We start from the raw sequence: 20,264 nt of genomic DNA on the forward strand, positions 1-20,264 counted from the left end.
CATCCGTGGGTCCTACAGCGGGGTGTCGCGTCGGATCTGTTGCATCCGTGAACGGCGGCGGTGCGCGATCAGGGGGACCATGACGCCGATGAGCACGACGGCGACGAACGCCGGGAACGTCCACGCCATGGTGGCGTAGGCGGAGTCCAGCGCGGGCGACGATGCGATCCCCGCGTCCGCTCCCGGAACCTGATCCACGAGGATCGTCGCGGTCACGGTCGCGCCGAGGAGTGCCACGAACAGCGCGAGCGCCACCACCCCGGCGCCCACGATCCATGCCACGAGCCGCCGCCGTCGGATCCCCATGACTGCAGAGTAGAGCACGCCCGACAACCGTCAGCGGATGCAAGGGATGCCGGGCGACACCCCGCATCCGCTTGTCGCCGCACGGCGTTCCGGGTCGGATCTGTTGCATCCGTGAACGGCAACGACCCTCAGTCGAGCGGGGCGACGTCGACCTGCACGCGCAGGGTCGAGGTCTTGGCCTCGGTGAAGATGATGCCGGTCACGGGCGAGACGTCGCCGTAGTCGCGTCCCCAGGCGACGGTGACGTAGCGGTCGTTCGCCCACTGGTTGTTCGTCGGGTCGATCGCGAGCCACTGGTCGGTGCCGGGCAGCCACACGGCGAGCCAGGCGTGCGAGGCGTCCGCGCCGAACACGCGCTCCTTTCCGGGCGGCGGCTGCGTCGCGAGGTACCCCGACACGTACCGCGCGGCCACGCCGTGACTGCGCAGGCACGCGAGCGCGACGTGCGCGAAATCCTGGCAGACGCCCGCCCGCTTCGTCATCGCGTCGGCGACCGTACTCGTCACGGTGGTCGCGGTCTTGTCGTAGTCGAAGTCGCGGAAGATCCGCTGCATCAGGTCCGTCGCCGCCTCGCCGATCGGACGTCCCGGCAACAGCGACTCCGCCCCGTACGCCTGCGCTGTCGAGTCGTGCGCGACCCGCGTCGACTCGAGCGCGTACTCGGTCGCCTCGACGGCCCCCGGCAGGTCGGGATGCCGCAGCGGGCGCGCGAGCTCCCACGGCTGCGCGAGCGCCTCGGCGTCGTACTCGGGCACCGCGACCGTCACCTCGCTCGCCGCCTCGATCGTCAGCGCCTCGTGCGGATCGGTCACGTGGAAGTAGGTCGACGAGTTGCCGAACCAGTCCGTGCGCGGCGAAACATCTCCGGGCAGCGGATCGACGGTGACCTCGGCCTGCGCCACGGTCTGCCAGGGCAGGTCGCGCGGACGCAGGTGGAACTGGCCGATGCTGTCCTGCACGGCGTCGCTGTAGGTGTACGCCGTCCGGTGCCACACGCGGTAGCGGGTCATACGCGCGGGCCCATCAGTTCGACGAGCGACAGCTCGGTCATCGACACGGCGGGGGGACCCGCCTCGAAGTGCAGGTCGGCGATCGCGTCGGACAACTGCTCGAGCTGCGCGCGGACGCTCTCGAGCCCCTCGACGAGACGCTCGCGGCGCCCGCCGACGACGGCGGTTATCTCGAGCACCTCCACCTCGGCGAGACCCGTCTCGAGCTGGTCGAGCAGGCGCTCGGCGCGCGACGACCCCGTCGACGCCGGCAGCGCCGCGAGGTGCTCCCGCAGCGTCTGCAGCGAGAAGGCGAGCGAGCGCGGATTGCCGCGGTCGAGCAGCAGCAGCTCGGCGACATCGGCCGCCCGCATCGCCCCGCGGTAGCGGCGGCGGTGCGTCACGACGCTCTCGGCCGACAGCAGCAGCGACTCGAGGACCTCGCGGTCGGTGCGGGGACCGCGGCTGGCCGACAGCGCCGACGACAGCAGGGTCGTCAGCTGCAGGCCGCGCTCGAGGTAGCGACCGGCCTCCATCATGTGCCACCCGGGGTCGCGGATCATGTTCGCCGTCACGCCGTACAGCGACAGCATCGACGCGAGCATGCGTCCGGCGGACTCCGCGGTGCGGTGCGGATGCGGGGCGCTCCGCAGCGCCCGTACGGCGCGGTCGATGTTCGAGAAGACCCGCCACGTGTCGCCCGAGAGCTGGTCGCGGACCCCCTCCATCGCGTCGCGCAGCCGCGCGATCGAGTGCGCCGCCGAGCCGGGGCGGGAGGCGTCGAGCAGCAGCGACCGGAACTCCGCCTCGGGGTCGGTCCAGCGCGTCCCGGCGAGGCGGTCGAGCGCGGCGAGCAGCACGCGGACGCTCTCGGCCGCACGCGCGGCCGTGTGCGCGCCGGGCTGATCGAGCGCCGCCTGCGTCGCGATGATGAGGCGCAGCAGATCCTCGGCGCGCTCGGCGTACCGCCCGGTCCAGAACAGGTCCGACAGTGCGCGCGGCGCGAGGGTCGGGTCGCTCCGCGTCGTCGGGAGGGATGCCACCTCCGCGATCCCCTGGTCGGGATCGGCCTCGTCCGACTTCAGGACCCACACGTCCTTCGTGCGCGGCGCCGCCTCGGGTGCGGTGCGCACCGTCGCGAGCCCGCCGACGAGCGGCCGGTAGGTCGAGCCGAAGCGGATCGCGAAACCCCGCAGGGTGACAGGACGAGCGGATGCCGCGCCCCCGGCATCCCACACCGGAACCTGCGACAGGTGCAGCCGCTCGACGGCCGCGAAGCGGTGCGGCTCGCGGTCGATCCGGCCGCGGACGGCGGGGTCAGTCGCGGCGAGGGGCCGGCGGGGGTCGTCGATGTCGAACACCTCGAGCGCCGGGTCGGCGGCATCCAGCCGGGGCAGCGCCTCGGCGCGCGCGTCGTCGTCGCCGAGCCACCACGCCGGCACCGACGGGAGCCGCAGCTGCTCGCCGAGCAGCCGCTCGCACACTGCCGGCAGATAGGGGAGGAGCGCCGGGTTCTCGAGCACGCCGGCGCCCAGCCCGTTGACGACGCGCACCCGTCCGCGGCGCACCGCTTCGGCGAGGCCCGCGACACCGAGCCGCGACCCGGCGCGGAGTTCGAGCGGATCGCACCACTCCGCATCGACGCGTCGCAGGATGACGTCGACGCGTTCGCGCGGCGTCCGCGACGGCCACTGTGCGGGCTTCATCCAGACGGCGCCGTCCCGCACGACGAGGTCGCTGCCCTGCACGAGCGGGAACCCGAGCGCGTTCGCGAGGAACGCCTGGTCGAACGCCGTCTCGGACAGCGGGCCGGGGGAGAGGACGACGATCCTCGGCGTGCTGACGCCCTCGGGGGCGGCGGCGATGAGCGCCGCGCGGAGGGCCGCGAAGTACGGATCCATCCGGTGCAGCGCGCCCTCGTCGAGCAGGTCGGGCAGCACCTGCGAGATCACGCGACGGTTCTCGGCCGCGTAGCCGAGCCCCGACGGAGCCTGCACACGATCGGCCAGCACATGCCAGTCGCCCGCCGCATCCCGCCCGAGGTCGGTCGCCGACAGCAGCAGATCCGGCGGCGGGGCGTCATCGCCGGCGCGGGCCATGGCGCGCACGAAACCGGCGTGGCCGAGGACGACCGCGGCCGGCACGATCCGCTCGCGCAGCACGACCTGCGGCCCGTACAGGTCCGCGAGCAGCCCGTTCAACAGCTCGGCCCGCTGCGCGAGTCCGACGTCCAGGCGCGCCCAGCCGGCGGCATCCATCACGAACGGCATCGGGTCGAGCTGCCACGGCTGCAGCTCGGCGCCGGCACGCGCGTACGAGACGCCGTCGTCGGCGAGGAAGCGGGCGATCTCGCCGTCGACGCGGTCGAGCTCTTCGCGGGTCAGACCGAGGGCGAGGGTGGCGAGACCCTGCCAGGCGGGGCGCAGCGTGCCGTCGGCGTCGACGACCTCGTCGAACCGCGGCGCTGCCGAGGCGAACGGCAGCGTCGGCTGCGACACGGCCGCGGCGTAATCACGGAGCACACTCACGCAGGTCCCCTTCCGGGTCCAGCGTAGGGGCACGCGGCGCGGTCGATCCGCGCGTTCCCGCCGGTGCCGGGCGAATACAGTGGAAGGCATGACGGGATCGGACGCCTCCTTCACCGTGCGACCCGCGCGGACGTCGGACGTCCCCCGCATCCAGGAACTGCTCGAGCCGTGGGTGCAGCGCCGCATCCTGCTGGGCAAAGAGCGGGTCACGCTGTACGAGACCGTGCAGGAGTTCGTCGTCGCCGAGGCCGGCGACCGGCTCGTCGGATGCGGCGCCCTGCACGTCATGTGGGAGGACCTCGGCGAGATCCGCACGCTGATCGTCGCCGACGACTGGTTGCACCGGGGTGTCGGCGGTGCGGTCGTCGACCTGCTCGAACACAACGCCCGCGCGCTGGGACTCAGCCGGCTGTTCTGCCTCACCTTCGAGGTGCCGTTCTTCTCGCGGCGCGGGTTCGCCGAGATCGGCGAACAGGTGGTCGACCCCGACGTCTACTCGCAGCTGCTGCGCAGCCCCGACGAGGGTGTCGCCGAGTTCCTCGACCTCGCGCACGTCAAGCCCAACACCCTGGGCAACACCCGCATGCTCAAGCAGTTGTAGGCGCGCCGGGCGGGCGGGCCGGGGACCCGTGCGTACCCTGGATCCGTGACCAGCCCGACCCGCCGCCGCAAGCCGACACCCGCCGTGTATCGGCGTCGTCGGCTCGCCGTCGTGCTGCTGGCCCTCCTGATCGTGGGCGGCATCGTCGCGGTGGTCGCGTGGCAGCCCTGGCGGGCGTGGGCGGATGCCGCGCCGCAGCCGACGGCCGGGGCCCCGGCATCCGCTTCCCCGGCCCCCACTTCTCCGGGCGCCGGCCTTTCGCCGACGCCGAGCGGATCCGCCGCGGCCTCGAGAACACCGACGCCGCGCGTCACCTCGTCGGCGGACGGTGACACCGGGGCGAAGCCCGACGGCGAATCCGCGGCCGCCCCCTGCACGACCGGCGACGTCACGGTCAGCGCCGTCGTCGACAAGAGCTCGTACGGGACGGGGGAGCTGCCGCAGCTGTCGATCCGCCTCGTCAACGACACCGAGCTGCCGTGTCTGATCAACGTGGGGACGGCGGCGCAGACGTTCGAGATCACGAGCGGCAGCGACACCTGGTGGCGGTCGACGGACTGCCAGACCGAGCCGAGCGACCAGATCGTCGCCTTGGATGCCGGTCAGACCGTCACGAGCGCGGCGCCGATCGTCTGGGACCGCACCCGTTCGTCGGTCGACACCTGCGACGGCGACCGGCAGAAGGCGCTGCCCGGGTGGTACAACCTCGAGGTCTCGATCGGCGGCATCGGCTCGGTCGAACCCGCTTCGTTCACGATCCGCTGACCCGCTCCGCCCCGGCGCACTGGTGAGATTCTGAGAGGATTCTCATGATCTCGCCGGGTAGGACCCTGTCGCCGCCTCGCGCTCGCCGCGTACCCTGGTGGCAGCTCCCGGCGGCTTTCCCCGTTGTCCCCAGCAACGGAGCCACACCAATCCCCCCAGAGGTGCGGCGATCGGATCCCCCCCCCGCCGCCGGTGAGTGATGGGCCCTCTCGACTTCTCCAGTCCCCAATGGGGAGTTCGAGGGGGCCCTTTGACGTCTCACCGAGCCGGCCCGCGCCGCCGTAGGCTGGGGGGATGGCCGGGAAGAAGCGCGAGAAGAAGCCGCTCGAGTTCCGCAACACCCAACTCGCCGATGCGCTCCAGACGCAGGACATGGCGGCGCTCGCGTTCGCACTGCGGCACGGGCCGACGGTCGTGCCGCTCCTGCGCCCCGGTGCGCGCGACGATCCCCGCGACGCAGGGGAGGTCTGGACCTACCGCGACCCCGCCACGGGCGACGTCGCGCTGCTGCTGTTCAGCGACGCGGCGAACAAACCGGCATCCCTCCCGCCGGGGGTCGGGCTGCAGTCCCCGGCGTGGCTGCGCGCGTTCCTCGGCACCCACGGCGAGCAGATCACGACGGTGTTCTTCGACATCGCCGGCCCGCACCCCATGCAGGCCGCTCCCGCGGACCTGATCGCCGCGCTCGAGGCCTGATCGCCGCGCTCGAGGCCTGACCGCCGTCAGAAGTCGGGGCGGTCGTCCGATCGTGGGCGGTGGTGGCGCGCCCGCTGGGCCAGGGCGTCGCGCAGCGTGCCCGCGCCGGCGTCGATGACCGCGCGGTACCCGAGACGGGTGGCCTCGGACCGGCGCTGGTCGTGCTGCGTGACGCGGCGGATCTCGCCCGACAGGCTGAGCTCGCCGATCGCCGCGAACTTCTCGGGGTTCGGACGCTCGGTGGCGGCGCTCGCGATCGCGAGGGCGATGGCGAGATCGGCGGCGGGCTCGGTCAACCGCACCCCGCCCACCGTCGAGACGTAGACGTCCTGGTCCGACAGCTTGATGCCGGCCCGCTTCTCGAGGACGGCGAGCACCATCGCGACCCGTGCGCCGTCGACGCCGCTCACGATGCGGCGCGGGTTGGGTGCCGACGTGTGGAGCGTGAGCGCCTGCACCTCGACCGGCAGCGCGCGGCGCCCCTCGAGGGCGACGGTCACGCACGTGCCGGGCTCGCTGGGGCGGTTGCTGAGGAAGAGTGCGCTGGGATCGGGCACCTCGGCGATGCCGTCGCCCGCCATGTCGAAGCAGCCCACCTCGTCGGTGGCGCCGAAGCGGTTCTTGAGCGCCCGCACGAACCGCAGCGACGTCTGCCGGTCGCCCTCGAAGTGGCAGACGACGTCGACGAGGTGTTCGAGGATGCGGGGTCCCGCGACCTGACCGTCCTTGGTCACGTGGCCGACGAGCACGACGGGCAGGTCGCGCTCCTTTGCGACGCGGATGAGGGTGGATGCCACTTCGCGCACCTGGCTCGGCTGCCCGGCGGCGCCGTCGATGAGGCCCGACGACACCGTCTGCACGGAGTCGACGATGAGCAGGTCGGGACGGACGTCGTCGACGTGCCCGAGCGTCGTGGCGAGATCGGTCTCGCTGGCGAGGTACAGCTCGTCGTGCAGCGCCCCGGTGCGCTCGGCGCGCAGACGTACCTGGCTGAGCGACTCCTCGGCGCTGACGTAGAGGACGCGACGGCCGGCGCGGGCACTCTGCGCGGCGACCTCGAGCAGCAGGGTCGACTTGCCGACACCCGGCTCGCCCGAGAGCAGGATCGCCGCGCCGGGGACGATCCCGCCGCCCAGGACGCGGTCGAACTCCCCGACGCCGCTGGTGCGGCGGGGGGTCTCCCGCGTGTCGATCTGCGTGATCGGTCGCGCGCTGCGGGTGGGCGTCACGGGGGTGACGGATGCCGTGATCCCGGTCTGCGCGGCGGCCTCGACGACCGTGCCCCACTGCTGGCATTCGCCGCACCGGCCGACCCACTTCGCGGTGGTCCATCCGCACTCCGTGCACCGGAAGGCGGCGGTCGGGGTGGGACGTCGTGAAGCCATGACGACAGGCTAGCCGCGGCATCCGACATCACCGACGACGGCATCCGCTCTGGACTTCCTCGATGGATATGCAATATATTGCGTATCACCACGGTTACACCCGTCATCACCCCGGCTCCCCGGAGCCCCGTCAGAGAGAAGAAGAGCCATGACCACTGCAGACCGCATCACCAACGTCGTCCTCGTCCACGGCGCCTTCGCCGACGGATCGGGCTGGCGCCGCGTCCACGACCTGCTGACGGCTCGCGGATTCCGCGTGTCGATCGTGCAGAACCCCCTCACCTCGCTCGACGCCGATGTGGCGGCGACCACCCGCGTGCTCGACCAGCAGGACGGGCCGGCGATCCTCGTCGGGCACTCCTGGGGAGGCACCGTCATCACGCAGGCCGGGACCCACGAAAAGGTCGCCGGCCTCGTGTACGTGTCGGCGCTCATCCCCGACGTCGGCGAGACCTCGGCGCAGCAGTACGAGGGCTTCGCCGCGACCCCCGAGTTCGTCATCGACGTCCGCGAGGACGGCTACGGCTTCCTCGCCCGCGACCACTTCCGCGCCGGGTTCGCCGCCGACATCGACGAGGCGGATGCCGCCTTCCTCGCCGACAGCCAGGTGCCGGTCAACATGTCGGTGTTCGGCGAGGCCGTCACCACCGCCGCGTGGCGCGACACGCCCAGCTGGGCGGTCATCGCCACCGAGGACAAGGCGTTCGACCAGGCGATGCTGCAGCACATGGCATCGCGGATCGGCGCGCAGATCACGAACGTCCCCGGCAGCCACGCGCTGTTCATCTCGCAGGCCGAGACGGTCGCGCAGGTCATCGCCGACGCCGCGGAGTCGGCGCGCTGACGCGCGGCGGGTGTCGAGGAGCAGGATCGAGATGAGCGTCGTCCCGTTCGCCGTCCCCCTGTGGGCCGAATTGCTGGCCGCGGGGTTGGGCGGCGCGCAGGGCGCGCTCCTCGCCGCCGAGCACCGGCATCAGCGCATCGATCTGCTCGGAGTGCTCGTCATCGGGCTGCTCGTCGCCCTCGGCGGCAGCCTCCTGCGCGACGTGGTGCTCAATCAGCCGCCGGTCGTGATCTGGGCGAACTGGTACCTGTTGGTCGCTGCCGCCGGCGCCCTGGTGGGAATGGTCGTGCAGCCGCTGCTCTCGCGCGTCGGGTGGCCCCTCATCCTCCTCGACGCGATCGTCATGGGGATGTTCGGCGCCATCGGCGCCTCCAAGGCGCTGTCGCTGGGCGTCGGACCCGTCGGCGCGGTGGTGGTGGGGGTCATCGGCGCGATCGGCGGCGGCATCCTGCGCGACGTCGCCCTCAACCTGCCGTTCTCGTTCCTGCAGGTGAGCACGCTCTACGCCGTCGCCGCCGGCGCGGGGGTCACGGTGCTCGTCGTCCTGAACGCCTTCGCGGTGCCCGTTCTCGTCGCGGGGATCGTCTGCATCGTCGTCACCACCGCCGTGCGCGTGGCCGCGGTGGTCTTCGACTGGACCTTCCCCGAGCAGATTCCGTTCCGTCGCCGGCAGGCGTGACCCGCTCAGCGCAGCGACGTCGCGACGGTCCGCAGCGCCTCCGCGGACCGGTGGAACAGCGCCAGCTCGTCGGCCGAGAACGAGGTCTCGAGGATGGGCCTGGCGCCCGCGCTGCTGACGACGGACGGCACCGAGAGCGCGACGCCGTCGACTCCCTGGAAGTCGCTCAGCACCGTCGAGACCGGCATGACCACGTGCTGGTCGCCGAGGATGGCCTCCACGATCCGCGCGCTCGACAGGCCGATCGCGTAGTTGGTCGCCCCCTTGCCCTGAATGACCTTGTAGGCGGCGTCGCGCACGTCGACCGCGATGGCGTCCAGCTCCTCGGTCGTGAACGTGGGCTGCCCGTCGGGCGGCTGCCAGTCGAGGATCGGGACGGTGCCGATGGTCGCCCGCGACCAGTGCGGGAACTCCGTGTCGCCGTGCTCGCCGACGATGTAGGCGTGCACGCTCGAGGTCGACACCCCCGCGCGCTGCGCGAGCTTCCACCGCAGGCGCGACGTGTCGAGGACGGTGCCCGAAGCGAAGATCCGCTCCGGTGGCAGCCCCGTGACCTCCTGACCGATGACGGTGAGCACGTCGCACGGATTGGTGACGATGACGTAGACGGCGTTCGGTGCGACCTCGAGCAGCTGCGGCAGCATCCGTCGCAGGATGCCGGCGTTGACACCGGCGAGCTCGGTGCGGGTCTGCCCGGGGTTCTGCTTGGCGCCGGCGGTGATCACGACGACGTGCGATCCGGCGGCGACTGAGACGTCGGCACCGCCCGAGATGTCGCTCGAGCCGGTGAACTGCGCGCCGTGGGCGAGGTCGAGCACCTCGGCCTCGACCTTCTCGGCGGCGATGTCGTAGAGGGCGACGTGGCGCGCCGACCCGCGGATGAGGGCCGCGTAGGCGACGCTCGACCCCACGGCCCCCGCGCCGACGACGGTGAGTTTCGAGTTCTCAATGACGCTCATACCGCCAGTGTGGCAGTCGGCGGATGCGGGCGGCTCGGATCGGGCCGGAGAAATCAGGCGGGCTGCGCCTCAGCCGGCGCGGGCCGCCGGATGCCGAGGAACGAGACCGCCGCACCCGCGGCCATGAGGACCGCGGTGACCCACGCGGCCCGGTGGAACCCGTTGAGGTCGAGCGATCCGCCGATGATCACAGCGAGGATCGCGATGACGACGAGTCCCGCGATGCGGGAGACGGCGTTGTTCGTCGCCGAGGCGATGCCCGAGCGCTCACCGCCGATCGCGCCGAGGATCGTCGAGGTCAGCGGCGACACCGTGACCCCGAGCCCTAGGCCGAACACGACGAGCCCGGGGAGCACCTGCGTCCAGTAGTCGAAGTCCTCGCGGACGGCGAGCAGCATCAGCGAGCCGACCGCCATCACGAGCGGGCCGACGGTCATGAACAGGCGTGGCCCGAAGCGGTTGGTCCAGCCGCCGACGACCGAGCTCAGCGCGATGAGCGCGACGGTCACGGGAAGGCTGGCGAGCCCGGCGAGGGTGGCGCTGAGCCCTGCGCCCTGCTGCAGGTAGACCCCGACGACGAAGCCGTTGAGCGTGAGCGCGGCGTAGATGAAGAGGGTGGCGAGGTTGCCGGTCCAGAAGTTCCGCACACGGAAGATGTCGAGCGGGAGGATTGGCGAGCGCACCGTCCGCTGTCGCAGCAGGAACGCGGCGAACATGACGATGCCGGCGACCAGCGGCATCCAGATCGCCGGATGACCCCACCCCAGGTTCGGCTGTTCGATGAGGGCGAAGACCACCCCGCCGAGTCCGAGGGTGCACAGGGTCGCGCTCACGAGGTCGAGGTGCGCGTCGTCGCGACGGTGGTCGACGTGTCCGAGTCGGGCGAGCAGGACGAAGGTGATCGCGATCGGGATGATCTGCACGAGGAACGCGAACCGCCACGACAGCAGGTCGACGAAGAGTCCGCCCAGAAGGGGGCCCGCGAGGTTCGCGGCAGTCGTCCACGCCGTCCACTGGCCGATCGCCCGCGCCTGCGCGGGACCGGTCAAAAGCGAGGTGATGAGTGCGAGCGAGCTCGGCACCAGGAACGCCCCCGCCGCACCCTGCAGGGCCCGCGCGATGATCAGGACGATCGGGTCCGGCGCGAGCCCGACGCCGATCGAAGCGATGCCGAATCCAATGAGTCCGATGCGCAGGACGAGCACGCGGCCGAACGCATCGCTCACCGAACCGGCGAACAGGATGAGCGAGCTCAGGGTGAGGAGGTAGGCATCCACCGTCCACTGCTGCGTCGACAAGCCGCCGCCGAGCTCCTCGCCGATCGCGGGCAGGGCGACGTTGACGACGGTGCCGTCGAGGAAGGCCACCGCCGAGGCGAGGGCGGCGATCGCGACGATGAGTCCGAACCGCGGGGTCGTCGATGCACTCACAGGCTCACCGTAGACCCCTCGCGCCGCAGCCGAGCCGACGCGAACGGTCGTCACCCGGGGGTGGAAGCGACGGTTCGCGTCGGGTCGAGGTCGGTGAGGGGGGTCGCGGGTAGGGCGATCCAGCCTTCGCGGCGGGCCTGGGCGGTGCGGGCGGGTGGGACGGGATGCGTCGCGCGGACCGCGTGTGCGCGGGCGATGAGGGCGGCGACCACGGCGTCGAAGGGGTCGTCGGATGCCGCCATCAGCGCGTGCTGCTCAGGGGAGACGGTGAGCCACGGCGCTGCGTCGAGGAGGCTCGCCGTCGCCGCGGCGCGGGTCGCGGCATCCGTCTTGTACCCGGTCACGTCGACGCGCCAGGTGCGGAGCGCGGCGGCGGGGTAGACCTCGACGAGGCGACCGGTCGCGCCGGAGCGGTCGACGTCGTCGCCGGCGTCGGCGAAGGCGGCGAGCAAATCGGCGCAGCGCATCGCCGTGAGTCCGAGGCGGTCGGTCGAGACGCTCAGCGGCAGACGCCCGGTCAGGGACTGGACGACGCGGTCGGTCTCGCGGTAGGCGAGACGCCGGCGCCCGGCGATGCCGCGGAGGTCGGGATGCGGCGGCTCGCCGCGTGTATGTGCGCTGACGTAGGCGACGAACTCGTCGGGCCAGCCGAACGCGCAATCGATCCCGACCTGGGCGGAGCCCTGCGCGAGTCGCACGACGTCGGCGTCCGTGTTGTCGAGGCGGAGCGTCGTGAGCTCGGCTCCGTCCGCACCCCAGGCGACGACCGCGACGGCGGTGCGCGCGGGCTGCGCCGCGAGGTCGACTCCCGTGGTGATCACACGCCGACGCTACCCGCCCGCCGGAGCGCCGAGACGTCGCAGATGGTCGCCATCGCGGGCGGGAAGCGACCATCCGCGACGCCTCGGCGAAGCGCGAGGGGGCGCTGGTTCGCGGCATCCGCTCTCGTGTCGTAAACTGGACGACGGTGACGTGTCCGAGCGGCCGAAGGTGCAACTCTCGAAAAGTTGTGTAGGGTAACCCCCTACCGTGGGTTCAAATCCCACCGTCACCGCCAGAAAAACCCCCGCGAGTCGGGGGTTTTTCCCTTTCCGGAGACGGTCTCAGTAGCCCGCGCGCTCCTCGTCGCCGGCCTGCGACCAGCGCGCCGCCAGGGCCTCCGACCCGCGGGCGAGCATGGCGACGTCGGCCCCCACGAGCAGGAAGTCCGCGCCAGCGTCGACGTAGGACTGTGCGACCTCGGGGTCGAACGCGTTGACGCCGACCGGGATGCCGGCATCCGTCACCGCGGCGAAGGCCCGCAGAACGGCGGCGGTGACGTCGGGATGCGTCTGCTGACCGAGCAGGCCGAGGGATGCCGCGAGGTCGCTCGGTCCCACGAAGACACCGTCCACGCCGTCCACCGCGGCGATCGCCCCGGCGGCTTCGACACCCTCGGCCGTCTCGACCTGGACGAACAGCGACACGTGCTCGTCGGCGTCGGCGAGGTATCCCTCGACCCGGTTCCACCGGGCCGACCGCCCGAGCGCCGACCCGACGCCGCGCCGACCGCGCGGGGGATATCGCACCGCCTGGACGACCGCCTCGGCCTGCGAGGCGGACGACACCATCGGCACGAGCAGGTTCTGCGCGCCGAGGTCGAGGACCTGCTTGATCACGACCGCGTCGTCGGACGGCACCCGGACGACCGGCGTCACCGGGTACGCGGCGACGGCCTGCAGCTGCGCGAGCACGGATTCGAGGCCGTTCGGGGCGTGCTCCATGTCGACGAGCACCCAGTCGAGGCCCGCGCCGGCGCAGATCTCGGCGACGAGCGGCGAGCCTGTGCACACCCACATCCCCGCCAGCGGACGGTCGGACTCCGCGAGGACCGCGCGGAAGGTCGGGGTCAGACGAAGCGGCATGTGATCTCCCCCATCGGGCCGTACTCGCACCGTACCTCGTCGCCCGCCGACACCCACATGGGGCGGGTGAAGGACCCCGCCAGGATGATCTCACCGGCCTCCAGCCGGGCACCGTGCTGGGCGAACTTATTCGCGAGCCAGGCGACTCCCGTCGCGGGATGGCCGAGGACACCGGCGGCGACGCCGGTCTCCTCGATCTCGCCGTTGCGGGAGAGGACACCCGGCACCCAGCGCAGGTCGATCTCGTCGGGACGCTTGTGGACGTCCCCGAGCACCATCGCGCCGTAGGCCGCGTTGTCCGAGATCGTGTCGACGATCGTGCGCCCCTCGAGCTCGATGTGCGAGTTCAGCACCTCGAGCGCCGGGACCGCGTAGTCGATCGCTGCGAGGGCGTCCTCGAGCGTGCAGCCCGGCCCCTCGAGCGGCTCGCGCAGGACGAACGCGAGTTCCACCTCGATGCGTACGTTCGAGAACCGGGCGGCGTCGATCTCGTCGCCCGAGCGGTAGACCGTGTCGTCGAACATCACGCCGTAGTCCGGCTCGGTGATGCCGGTCGCCTGCTGCATCGCCTTGCTCGTGAGGCCGATCTTGCGCCCCACGAGGCGGCGCCCGGCGGCGATGTTGCGGTCGCGCCAGACGCCCTGGATCGCGTACGAGTCCTCAACGGTGGCGTCGGGGTACCGCGCCGTGATGCGCGGGATCACACCGTTCGTGCGCTCGGCGTCGGCCAGCTCGGCGGCGATGGCGGCGATGGTCTCGGGAGGCAGCATCCGGTCTCCTCCGCGCCTCAGAGCTGGTTGCCGAGCTTGAACTCGCCGCCGTCGCCCGCCGATTCCGGAGCGCGCGTGTACGAGAAGCCGTCAGCGCCGATCGTCACCGCCATCTCGGACGAGTCGGTGCGGGCGACGACCGGCTGCGGGTTGCCGTCGAGGTCGAGCACGAGCGAGGCGTCCGTGTACCAGCTCGGCACGACGGGGTTACCCCACCAGTCGCGGCGCTGGTTGTCGTGCACGTCCCACGTGACGACGGGGTTGTCGGGGTCGCCGGTGTAGTAGTCCTGCGTGTACACCTCGACGCGGTGCCCGTCGGGGTCGCGCAGGTACAGGTAGAACGCGTTCGAGACGCCGTGACGGCCGGGGCCGCGCTCGATCGCGTCCGACCGCCGCAGCGCGCCGAGCTTGTCGCAGATCGCGAGGATGTTGTGCTTCTCGTGCGTCGCGAAGCAGACGTGGTGCATGCGCGGTCCGTCGCCGCCGGTCATGGCGGTGTCGTGGACGGTGGGCTTGCGCCGCATCCATGCCGCGTAGACCGTGCCCTCCTCGTCCTGGATGTCCTCCGTCACCCGGAAGCCCAGCGACTGCATGAAGTTGACGGCGCGCGGTACGTCGGGGGTCACCTGGTTGAAGTGGTCGAGGCGGACGAGCTCGCCGGGGCTGTAGAGGTCGTACCGCCACGACAGCCGTTCGACGTGCTCGGTCGCGAAGAAGAACTCGTACGGGAACCCGAGCGGGTCGACGACGCGCACCGAGTCGCCGATGCCCTTGGTGAAGCCGTTCGGCTCGCGCCGCACGTCGCAGCCGAGCTCGGAGTAGAACGCGACGGCCTTGTCGAGGTCCTCGGCCGAGCGCACCCGGTACGAGAACGCCGCGACGGCGGCGATCGGACCCTGCCGCAGGACGAGGTTGTGGTGGATGAACTCCTCGGTCGAGCGCAGGTAGATCGCCTCGTCGTCCTCCTCCGTGACGTGGAGCCCCAGGACGTCGACGTAGAAGACGCGGGATGCCGCGAGGTCGGTCACGACCAGTTCCATGTACGCGCAGCGCAGCACGTCGGGGGCGGGCGAGGAGGGGGTCGGGATCGGGTTGTCGGAGCGGATGGGGGACTCCTGGCTCACCCAGAAGCCGGAGGAGGTCAGGGTCATGTCGTCGCGGTGGCTCATGTCAGCGTCCTTGCGTGAGTGAGGTCAGTTCTTGCCGAAGGTCGGGTTGTGCACCTTGCCGAGGGTGATGTGCACGGCCTGCTGGTCCGTGTAGAAGTCGATCGAGCGGTAGCCGCCCTCGTGCCCGAGGCCCGAGGCCTTGACGCCGCCGAACGGGGTGCGGAGGTCGCGCACGTTGTTCGAGTTCAGCCAAACCATGCCGGCCTCGACCGCCTGCGAGAAGTTGTGCGCCCGCTTGAGGTCGTTGGTCCAGATGTAGGCGGCGAGGCCGTACTTCGTGTCGTTCGCGAGCGCGAGGGCCTCCTCGTCGGTGTCGAACGGCGTGATCGCCACGACGGGGCCGAAGATCTCCTCCTGGAAGATCCGCGCCGTCGGCGGCACGTCGGCGAACACGGTCGGCGCGACGAAGTTGCCGTCGTCGAAGCCGTCGGGACGACCGCCACCGGCGACCAGCCGGCCCTCGCTCTTGCCGATCTCGACGTACGACATGACCTTGGCGTAGTGCTCGGGGTGCACAAGCGCGCCGACCTCGGTGTCCGGGTCGTGCGGGAATCCGACCTTCACCCGCGCGGCCTGCGCCGCATAGCGCTCGACGAACTCGTCGTACACCTCGCGCTGCACCAGGATGCGGCTGCCCGCCGTGCAGCGCTCGCCGTTGAGCGAGAACACCCCGAAGATCGTCGCGTCGATCGCGGCCTCCAGGTCCGCGTCGGCGAACACGACCGCGGGGCTCTTGCCGCCCAGCTCCATCGACAGGCCCTTCAGCCAGGGCGCCGCGTTCGCGAAGATCAGCTGCCCCGTCGAGCTCTCGCCCGTGAACGAGATGAGCGGCACGTCGGGGTGCTTCACGAGAGCGTCGCCCGCCTCTTCGCCGAGACCGTTGACGAGGTTGAAGACGCCCTGCGGCAGTCCCGCCTCTTCGAAGATGCCCGCCCAGAGGGATGCCGACAACGGCGTGAACTCCGCGGGCTTCAGCACCACGGTGTTGCCCGTGGCGAGCGCGGGGCCGAGCTTCCACGACTCGAGCATGAACGGCGTGTTCCAGGGGGTGATGAGCCCCGCGACGCCGATCGGCTTGCGGTTGACGTAGTTGATCTGCCGACCCGGCACCTTGAACGTGTCGTCGGACTGGGCGACGATCAGGTCCGCGAAGAAGCGGAAGTTCTCGGCCGCTCGGCGGGCCTGCCCGAGCGCCTGCGTGATCGGCAGGCCCGAGTCGAAGGACTCCAGCTCCGCGAGGCGAGCGTCGCGCGACTCGACGAGGTCGGCGATGCGGTGCAGGATCCGCGAGCGCTCGCGGGGCAGCATCTTCGGCCACGGGCCCTCGGTGAACGCGCGCCGCGCGGCGGCGACGGCGGCATCCACATCGGCCTTCTTGCCGGCAGCGGCCTGCAGGTACACGCGGTTCGTCACCGGGTCGAGCACGTCGAAGGTGTCGCCGTCCTGCGAGTCGACGAAGGCGCCGTCGATGTAGTGCTGGATGCGGGTGGGGAGGTCCGCGGGCGTGTGCGGGGCCGCGAGGGTGGGATCCGTCATGTCGTGCGTCCTTGCTCGAGGGTCAGAAGTTGGGGAGGCCGAGCGCTTCGCCCGGGTGTTCGTGGATCATGTAGGCGTCGAGCGTCGCGGAGCGGTGTCGCCGCGCCGCCTGCTCGATCTCGCCGAGCGGCGCGCCGCGCTCGATGAGCGCGACGATCTGCTCGTGCTCGCGCACCGACTCCTGCGCGCGGCCCGGGACGAAGCTGAACGTCGAGTCGCGGAGGTGCCCGAGACGCGCCCACTCGGACTCGACGAGCTCCAGCATCCGCGGGTTCGCGCACTTGGCGTAGAGCGTCGCGTGGAACACCTGGTTGAGCCGCGTGAACGAGTGCGGGTCGAAGTCGCTGAGCGACTGGATCATCCGCTCGTTGGTCTCGCGGGCGAGCCGGAGGTCGTCGGCGGTGAGGCGGCGCGCGGCGAGGGCCGTCGCGGTGCCCTCGAGGACCGACAGTGCCTGCATGCTGAAGCGGTACTGCGTGTCGTCGACCATCGAGACGCGGGCGCCGACGTTGCGTTCAAACGTCACGAGCCCTTCGGCCTCGAGTTGGCGGATCGCCTCGCGGACGGGCACGACGCTCATGCCGAGCTCGCCCGCGATCGCGCCGAGCACGAGGCGGTAGCCCGGCGTGAACTCCTGCGAGGCGATGCGCTCCTTCACCCAGTGATAGGCGCGCTGCGACTTGCTGAGGTCCGCTGGCGCCGTCAGTTCGTCGCCCGCCATGCGCGGTACCGGTCCTTCCACTCGCCCGCGAGCGGGAACAGTCCGTCGACCGCGTGGCCCTCGGCGACCCGTTCGGCGATCCAGCCGTCCTCGATCTCCTGCTCCAGCGCGGCGTCGGCGACCTCGGCGGCGAGCGCCGGGGGGATCACGATCACACCGTCCGCGTCGCCGACGAGGATGTCGCCGGGCTGCACCGTCGTGCCGCCGCACGCGATCGTCACGTCGGCATCCCACGGCACGTGACGGCGGCCGAGGACCGCCGGGTGCGCGCCGGCCGTGTACACCGGGATACCGACGGCCGAGACGGCGTCGATGTCGCGGACACCGCCGTCGGTGACGATGCCCACCGCCCCGCGCGCGTGCGCGCGGATCGCGAGGATGTCGCCGAGCGTGCCCGAGCCGGACTCGCCGCGGGCCTCGATCACGATGACCTCGCCCTCGCCGACGGCGTCGAACGTGCGCTTCTGCGCGTTGTAGCCGCCGCCGTGGGAGTCGAAGATGTCCTCGCGGTTCGGGACGAAACGCAGGGTGCGGGCGAGTCCGACGAGCTTCGCGCCCGGGTGGAGGGGGCGGACGCCGTCGATCGTGACGTTGTTCAGGCCGCGCCTGCGCAGCTGCTGCGACAGCCCGGCGACGGGTGCCCGCTCGAGCTTCGCGCGGAGCGCCGGGTCGAGCCCCGGCGCCGGCAGGCCCGCGGCCTCGCGCGAGCCCCACGCCTCGGCGCGCTGCAGGTCGTCGGCGGCGGGCAGGGACCCCAGGGCGGCGTCGAACGGGCGCTCACCCTGCACCACCGTCGTGCGCAAGCGGCCGGACGAGGGGGCACCGGCGGCATCCGGGGCATCCACCTCCACCTCGACGACGTCGCCGGGGACGACCACCGACGACCCGGCGGGGGTGCCGGTGAGGATGACGTCGCCGCGCTCGAGCGTCATGTGCTGCGAGAGGTCGGCGACGATCTGCGCGAAGGGGAAGATCAGATCGGCGGTCGTGTCGTCCTGCGCGAGCCGGCCGTTGACCCAGGCGCGCACGCGCAGCGCGGCGGGGTCGACCTGCCGGGCGTCGATCAGGCGCGGCCCGATCGGGGTGTACCCGTCGCGGCCCTTGGATCGGACGTTCGAGCCGCGGTCGTTCGCGCGCAGGTCGTAGAGACCGAAGTCGTCGGATGCCGTGACCCACCCGACGTGCGCCCAGGCCTCCGCCGCGCCCACGTGGCGCGCATCGGTGCCGATGATGAGCGCGACCTCGGCCTCGAAGGCGAGGAGCTCGGTGCCGGCGGGGCGCTCGATCTCGTCGCCCGACGCGGCGAGCGAGCTCGACGGCTTGAGGAAGTAGGACGGCGCGGCGGGGCGGCGTCCGCGCTGGTCGGCGCGCGAGGCGTAGCTGAGGTGGACGGCGACGATCTTGCCCGGGCGCTGAGGAAGGGCGGCGAAACGCGGGTCGACGGGGGCCGTCGGTTCGATGTCGTGAGTCATGAGCTCCCTCGCTCTTGCGGCATATCCCAAATCGTATATTATCTAGTCGACCGCAGGCAACACCCCACCGGGAGCCGCGGCCCCGACAACGTCGTCACCAGGAGTCAATGAAGATGAACCAACCCTCGCGGACGGGGTTCACCCCCACCGGAACGATCAGCAGCCCCACCGACCGTCGCCGCGTCGTGTTCGCGACTGTCGTCGGCACCACCGTCGAGTGGTACGACTTCTTCATCTACGCCCAGGCGGCGGGGCTCGTCTTCGCGCAGCTGTTCTTCGCGCCGCTCGGCGAGAGCACGGCGACGATCCTGTCGTTCCTCACCGTCGGCATCAGCTTCCTGTTCCGCCCGCTCGGAGCGTTCCTGGCCGGACACTTCGGCGACAAGTACGGCCGCCGCGTGGTGCTGGTCGTGACCCTCATCCTCATGGGTGTCGCCACGACCCTCGTGGGTCTCCTGCCGACCTGGACCGTCATCGGCCTCGCCGCCCCGATCCTGCTCATCTTCCTGCGCATCCTGCAGGGCATCTCGGCCGGCGGCGAGTGGGGCGGCGCGGTGCTCATGGCCGTGGAGCACGCCCCCAAGCAGAAGCGCGGACTGTTCGGTGCCTCGCCCCAGATCGGTGTGCCGATCGGCCTGCTGCTGGCCTCGGGGATGATGGCGCTCATGTCGGTGCTCGCCCCGGGCGACGCGTTCCTCGAGTGGGGCTGGCGTGTGCCGTTCCTCTTCTCGATCGTGCTGATCCTCGTCGGGTACTACATCCGCCGCCGTGTCGAGGAGAGCCCCGTCTTCCTCGAGCTCGCCGAGCGCAAGGAGCGCACCCGCACCCCGATCGTGCAGCTGTTCCGCAAGCACGCGCTCCTCGTCGTCATCGCGGCGCTCGTGTTCGCCGGCAACAACGCCGCCGGCTACATGACCACCGGCGGCTACATCCAGAACTACGCCACCAACCCCGAGGGACCGCTCGCGATGGACCGCAGCGGTGTGCTCCTGGCCGTCACGGGGTCGGCCCTGTTCTGGCTCGCCTCGACCTGGACCGCCGGCTGGATCAGCGACCGCATCGGCCGGCGCTCGACCTACATCGGCGGCTGGATCCTGCAGCTGATCGGCGTGTTCACGCTCTTCCCGCTCGTGAACACCGGGGACCTCGGGCTCCTGTTCACGGCCCTCGCGATCCTCGCGATCGGCCTCGGCTTCACCTACGGGCAGCAGTCCGCGTACTACGCCGAGCTCTTCCCCGCCTCGATCCGGTTCTCGGGCGTCTCGATCTCGTACGCGATCGGCGCGATCCTCGGCGGCGCGTTCGCCCCCACCATCGCGACCGCGCTCGTCCAGGCGACGGGGTCGACCTGGTCGGTCGCGTTCTACCTGGCGGGGATGACGGTGCTCGGCCTGCTGGCGACGCTGTTGCTGCGCGACCGCACCGGCATCCCCCTCGGGCCCGATCACGAGGAGGAGCAGGCGAAGAGTCCGATCTACGGGGTGTCCCGGGCCTGAGATCCCGGATGCCG

19 protein-coding genes and 1 tRNA gene are annotated in these 20,264 nt (G+C 71.5%); 7 read left to right on the forward strand and 13 right to left on the reverse strand.

Translation table 11 applies throughout. The features are described from left to right. Positions 1–12: 12 nt before the first annotated feature. The 3 genes from AYL44_RS12660 to AYL44_RS12670 form a co-directional block, all read right to left on the reverse strand. Positions 13–306: a hypothetical protein gene (locus AYL44_RS12660; RefSeq protein WP_157532680.1), complete on the reverse strand. Its 294-nt coding sequence runs from the start codon at positions 304–306 to the stop codon at positions 13–15. 128 nt (positions 307–434) lie between these two features. Continuing rightward, positions 435–1,316, reverse strand: coding sequence for a transglutaminase family protein (locus tag AYL44_RS12665; protein WP_064003649.1), 882 nt, complete (start codon positions 1,314–1,316; stop codon positions 435–437). Continuing rightward, a complete protein-coding gene (locus AYL44_RS12670) occupies positions 1,313–3,823 on the reverse strand; it encodes a circularly permuted type 2 ATP-grasp protein (protein WP_064003650.1) in 2,511 nt (836 codons plus the stop codon). The genes AYL44_RS12665 and AYL44_RS12670 overlap by 4 nt, the downstream gene beginning before the upstream one ends. Positions 3,824–3,911: 88 nt before the next feature. Between AYL44_RS12670 and AYL44_RS12675 the strand changes: the two genes are divergently transcribed. From AYL44_RS12675 to AYL44_RS12685, 3 genes are all read left to right on the forward strand, one after another. Further along, entirely contained in the window at positions 3,912–4,424 is a 513-nt protein-coding gene (locus AYL44_RS12675; protein ID WP_064003651.1) for an amino-acid N-acetyltransferase, read from the forward strand. Positions 4,425–4,469: 45 nt separating this feature from the next. Then, positions 4,470–5,189 (forward strand): hypothetical protein, encoded by a 720-nt coding sequence (locus AYL44_RS12680; RefSeq protein ID WP_231872810.1) that lies wholly within the window; start codon positions 4,470–4,472, stop codon positions 5,187–5,189. Positions 5,190–5,483: 294 nt separating this feature from the next. Next, a complete protein-coding gene (locus AYL44_RS12685) occupies positions 5,484–5,885 on the forward strand; it encodes a hypothetical protein (RefSeq protein WP_064003652.1) in 402 nt (133 codons plus the stop codon). A gap of 26 nt (positions 5,886–5,911) precedes the next feature. On the opposite strand, the gene radA is transcribed toward AYL44_RS12685, so the two are convergent. After that, on the reverse strand, positions 5,912–7,270 hold the full coding sequence (radA, locus tag AYL44_RS12690; RefSeq protein ID WP_064003653.1) for a DNA repair protein RadA: 1,359 nt from the start codon (positions 7,268–7,270) through the stop codon (positions 5,912–5,914). 148 nt (positions 7,271–7,418) lie between these two features. Here radA and AYL44_RS12695 point away from each other — a divergent pair, with 148 nt between their 5' ends. Then, the gene (locus AYL44_RS12695; protein WP_064003654.1) at positions 7,419–8,114 is read left to right on the forward strand and encodes an alpha/beta fold hydrolase; all 696 of its coding nucleotides are present in this window, start codon (positions 7,419–7,421) and stop codon (positions 8,112–8,114) included. A gap of 31 nt (positions 8,115–8,145) precedes the next feature. Beyond that, positions 8,146–8,793, forward strand: a complete 648-nt coding sequence (locus AYL44_RS12700) for a trimeric intracellular cation channel family protein (protein ID WP_064003655.1) — start codon at positions 8,146–8,148, stop codon at positions 8,791–8,793. 5 nt (positions 8,794–8,798) lie between these two features. Here AYL44_RS12700 and AYL44_RS12705 read toward each other — a convergent pair whose 3' ends face one another. Genes AYL44_RS12705 through AYL44_RS12715 form a run of 3 tightly spaced genes read right to left on the reverse strand, consistent with a single transcriptional unit; the run spans position 8,799 to position 12,003 of the window. Further along, a complete protein-coding gene (locus AYL44_RS12705) occupies positions 8,799–9,752 on the reverse strand; it encodes an L-lactate dehydrogenase (protein WP_064003656.1) in 954 nt (317 codons plus the stop codon). Between the two features lie 53 nt (positions 9,753–9,805). Next, complete coding sequence (locus AYL44_RS12710; protein ID WP_064003957.1) at positions 9,806–11,182, reverse strand: MFS transporter; 1,377 nt, start codon at positions 11,180–11,182, stop codon at positions 9,806–9,808. 50 nt (positions 11,183–11,232) lie between these two features. Next, positions 11,233–12,003, reverse strand: a complete 771-nt coding sequence (locus AYL44_RS12715) for a DUF429 domain-containing protein (RefSeq protein WP_064003657.1) — start codon at positions 12,001–12,003, stop codon at positions 11,233–11,235. A 145-nt stretch (positions 12,004–12,148) separates the two neighbouring features. Here AYL44_RS12715 and AYL44_RS12720 point away from each other — a divergent pair. Then, positions 12,149–12,239: transfer RNA gene (locus tag AYL44_RS12720), tRNA-Ser, on the forward strand. A 46-nt stretch (positions 12,240–12,285) separates the two neighbouring features. On the opposite strand, the gene AYL44_RS12725 is transcribed toward AYL44_RS12720, so the two are convergent. From AYL44_RS12725 to AYL44_RS12750, 6 genes are read right to left on the reverse strand one after another with little or no spacing between them, the layout of a single operon-like run. Beyond that, the gene (locus tag AYL44_RS12725; RefSeq protein ID WP_064003658.1) at positions 12,286–13,086 is read right to left on the reverse strand and encodes an HpcH/HpaI aldolase family protein; all 801 of its coding nucleotides are present in this window, start codon (positions 13,084–13,086) and stop codon (positions 12,286–12,288) included. Further along, the gene (locus AYL44_RS12730; RefSeq protein WP_064003659.1) at positions 13,071–13,856 is read right to left on the reverse strand and encodes a 2-keto-4-pentenoate hydratase; all 786 of its coding nucleotides are present in this window, start codon (positions 13,854–13,856) and stop codon (positions 13,071–13,073) included. Before AYL44_RS12730 ends, AYL44_RS12725 begins: the two co-directional genes overlap by 16 nt. Before the next feature lie 17 nt (positions 13,857–13,873). Continuing rightward, positions 13,874–15,025, reverse strand: coding sequence for a 3,4-dihydroxyphenylacetate 2,3-dioxygenase (hpaD, locus tag AYL44_RS12735; protein WP_064003660.1), 1,152 nt, complete (start codon positions 15,023–15,025; stop codon positions 13,874–13,876). Positions 15,026–15,049: 24 nt separating this feature from the next. Next, entirely contained in the window at positions 15,050–16,561 is a 1,512-nt protein-coding gene (hpaE, locus tag AYL44_RS12740; protein WP_064003661.1) for a 5-carboxymethyl-2-hydroxymuconate semialdehyde dehydrogenase, read from the reverse strand. Positions 16,562–16,583: 22 nt separating this feature from the next. Continuing rightward, positions 16,584–17,282 (reverse strand): GntR family transcriptional regulator, encoded by a 699-nt coding sequence (locus tag AYL44_RS12745; RefSeq protein ID WP_064003662.1) that lies wholly within the window; start codon positions 17,280–17,282, stop codon positions 16,584–16,586. Beyond that, the gene (locus tag AYL44_RS12750) at positions 17,264–18,754 is read right to left on the reverse strand and encodes a fumarylacetoacetate hydrolase family protein (protein ID WP_064003663.1); all 1,491 of its coding nucleotides are present in this window, start codon (positions 18,752–18,754) and stop codon (positions 17,264–17,266) included. Before AYL44_RS12750 ends, AYL44_RS12745 begins: the two co-directional genes overlap by 19 nt. Positions 18,755–18,867: 113 nt before the next feature. Here AYL44_RS12750 and AYL44_RS12755 point away from each other — a divergent pair, with 113 nt between their 5' ends. After that, entirely contained in the window at positions 18,868–20,250 is a 1,383-nt protein-coding gene (locus tag AYL44_RS12755) for an MFS transporter (protein WP_064003958.1), read from the forward strand. Positions 20,251–20,264: the final 14 nt, after the last annotated feature.

Source organism: Microbacterium oleivorans (assembly GCF_001644225.1).
Lineage (GTDB): Bacteria > Actinomycetota > Actinomycetes > Actinomycetales > Microbacteriaceae > Microbacterium > Microbacterium gawkjiense.

What these genes read in the sequence shown, in the direction of transcription:
- hpaD (WP_064003660.1), bottom strand. Translation starts at nt 15,025, where the DNA reads ATGAGCCACCGCGACGACATGACCCTGACCTCCTCCGGCTTCTGGGTG.
- AYL44_RS12750 (WP_064003663.1), bottom strand. Translation starts at nt 18,754, where the DNA reads ATGACTCACGACATCGAACCGACGGCCCCCGTCGACCCGCGTTTCGCC.
- AYL44_RS12725 (WP_064003658.1), bottom strand. Translation starts at nt 13,086, where the DNA reads ATGCCGCTTCGTCTGACCCCGACCTTCCGCGCGGTCCTCGCGGAGTCC.
- AYL44_RS12660 (WP_157532680.1), bottom strand. Translation starts at nt 306, where the DNA reads ATGGGGATCCGACGGCGGCGGCTCGTGGCATGGATCGTGGGCGCCGGG.
- radA (WP_064003653.1), bottom strand. Translation starts at nt 7,270, where the DNA reads ATGGCTTCACGACGTCCCACCCCGACCGCCGCCTTCCGGTGCACGGAG.
- AYL44_RS12705 (WP_064003656.1), bottom strand. Translation starts at nt 9,752, where the DNA reads ATGAGCGTCATTGAGAACTCGAAACTCACCGTCGTCGGCGCGGGGGCC.
- AYL44_RS12665 (WP_064003649.1), bottom strand. Translation starts at nt 1,316, where the DNA reads ATGACCCGCTACCGCGTGTGGCACCGGACGGCGTACACCTACAGCGAC.
- AYL44_RS12730 (WP_064003659.1), bottom strand. Translation starts at nt 13,856, where the DNA reads ATGCTGCCTCCCGAGACCATCGCCGCCATCGCCGCCGAGCTGGCCGAC.
- AYL44_RS12755 (WP_064003958.1), top strand. Translation starts at nt 18,868, where the DNA reads ATGAACCAACCCTCGCGGACGGGGTTCACCCCCACCGGAACGATCAGC.
- AYL44_RS12675 (WP_064003651.1), top strand. Translation starts at nt 3,912, where the DNA reads ATGACGGGATCGGACGCCTCCTTCACCGTGCGACCCGCGCGGACGTCG.
- AYL44_RS12745 (WP_064003662.1), bottom strand. Translation starts at nt 17,282, where the DNA reads ATGGCGGGCGACGAACTGACGGCGCCAGCGGACCTCAGCAAGTCGCAG.
- AYL44_RS12685 (WP_064003652.1), top strand. Translation starts at nt 5,484, where the DNA reads ATGGCCGGGAAGAAGCGCGAGAAGAAGCCGCTCGAGTTCCGCAACACC.
- hpaE (WP_064003661.1), bottom strand. Translation starts at nt 16,561, where the DNA reads ATGACGGATCCCACCCTCGCGGCCCCGCACACGCCCGCGGACCTCCCC.
- AYL44_RS12700 (WP_064003655.1), top strand. Translation starts at nt 8,146, where the DNA reads ATGAGCGTCGTCCCGTTCGCCGTCCCCCTGTGGGCCGAATTGCTGGCC.
- AYL44_RS12695 (WP_064003654.1), top strand. Translation starts at nt 7,419, where the DNA reads ATGACCACTGCAGACCGCATCACCAACGTCGTCCTCGTCCACGGCGCC.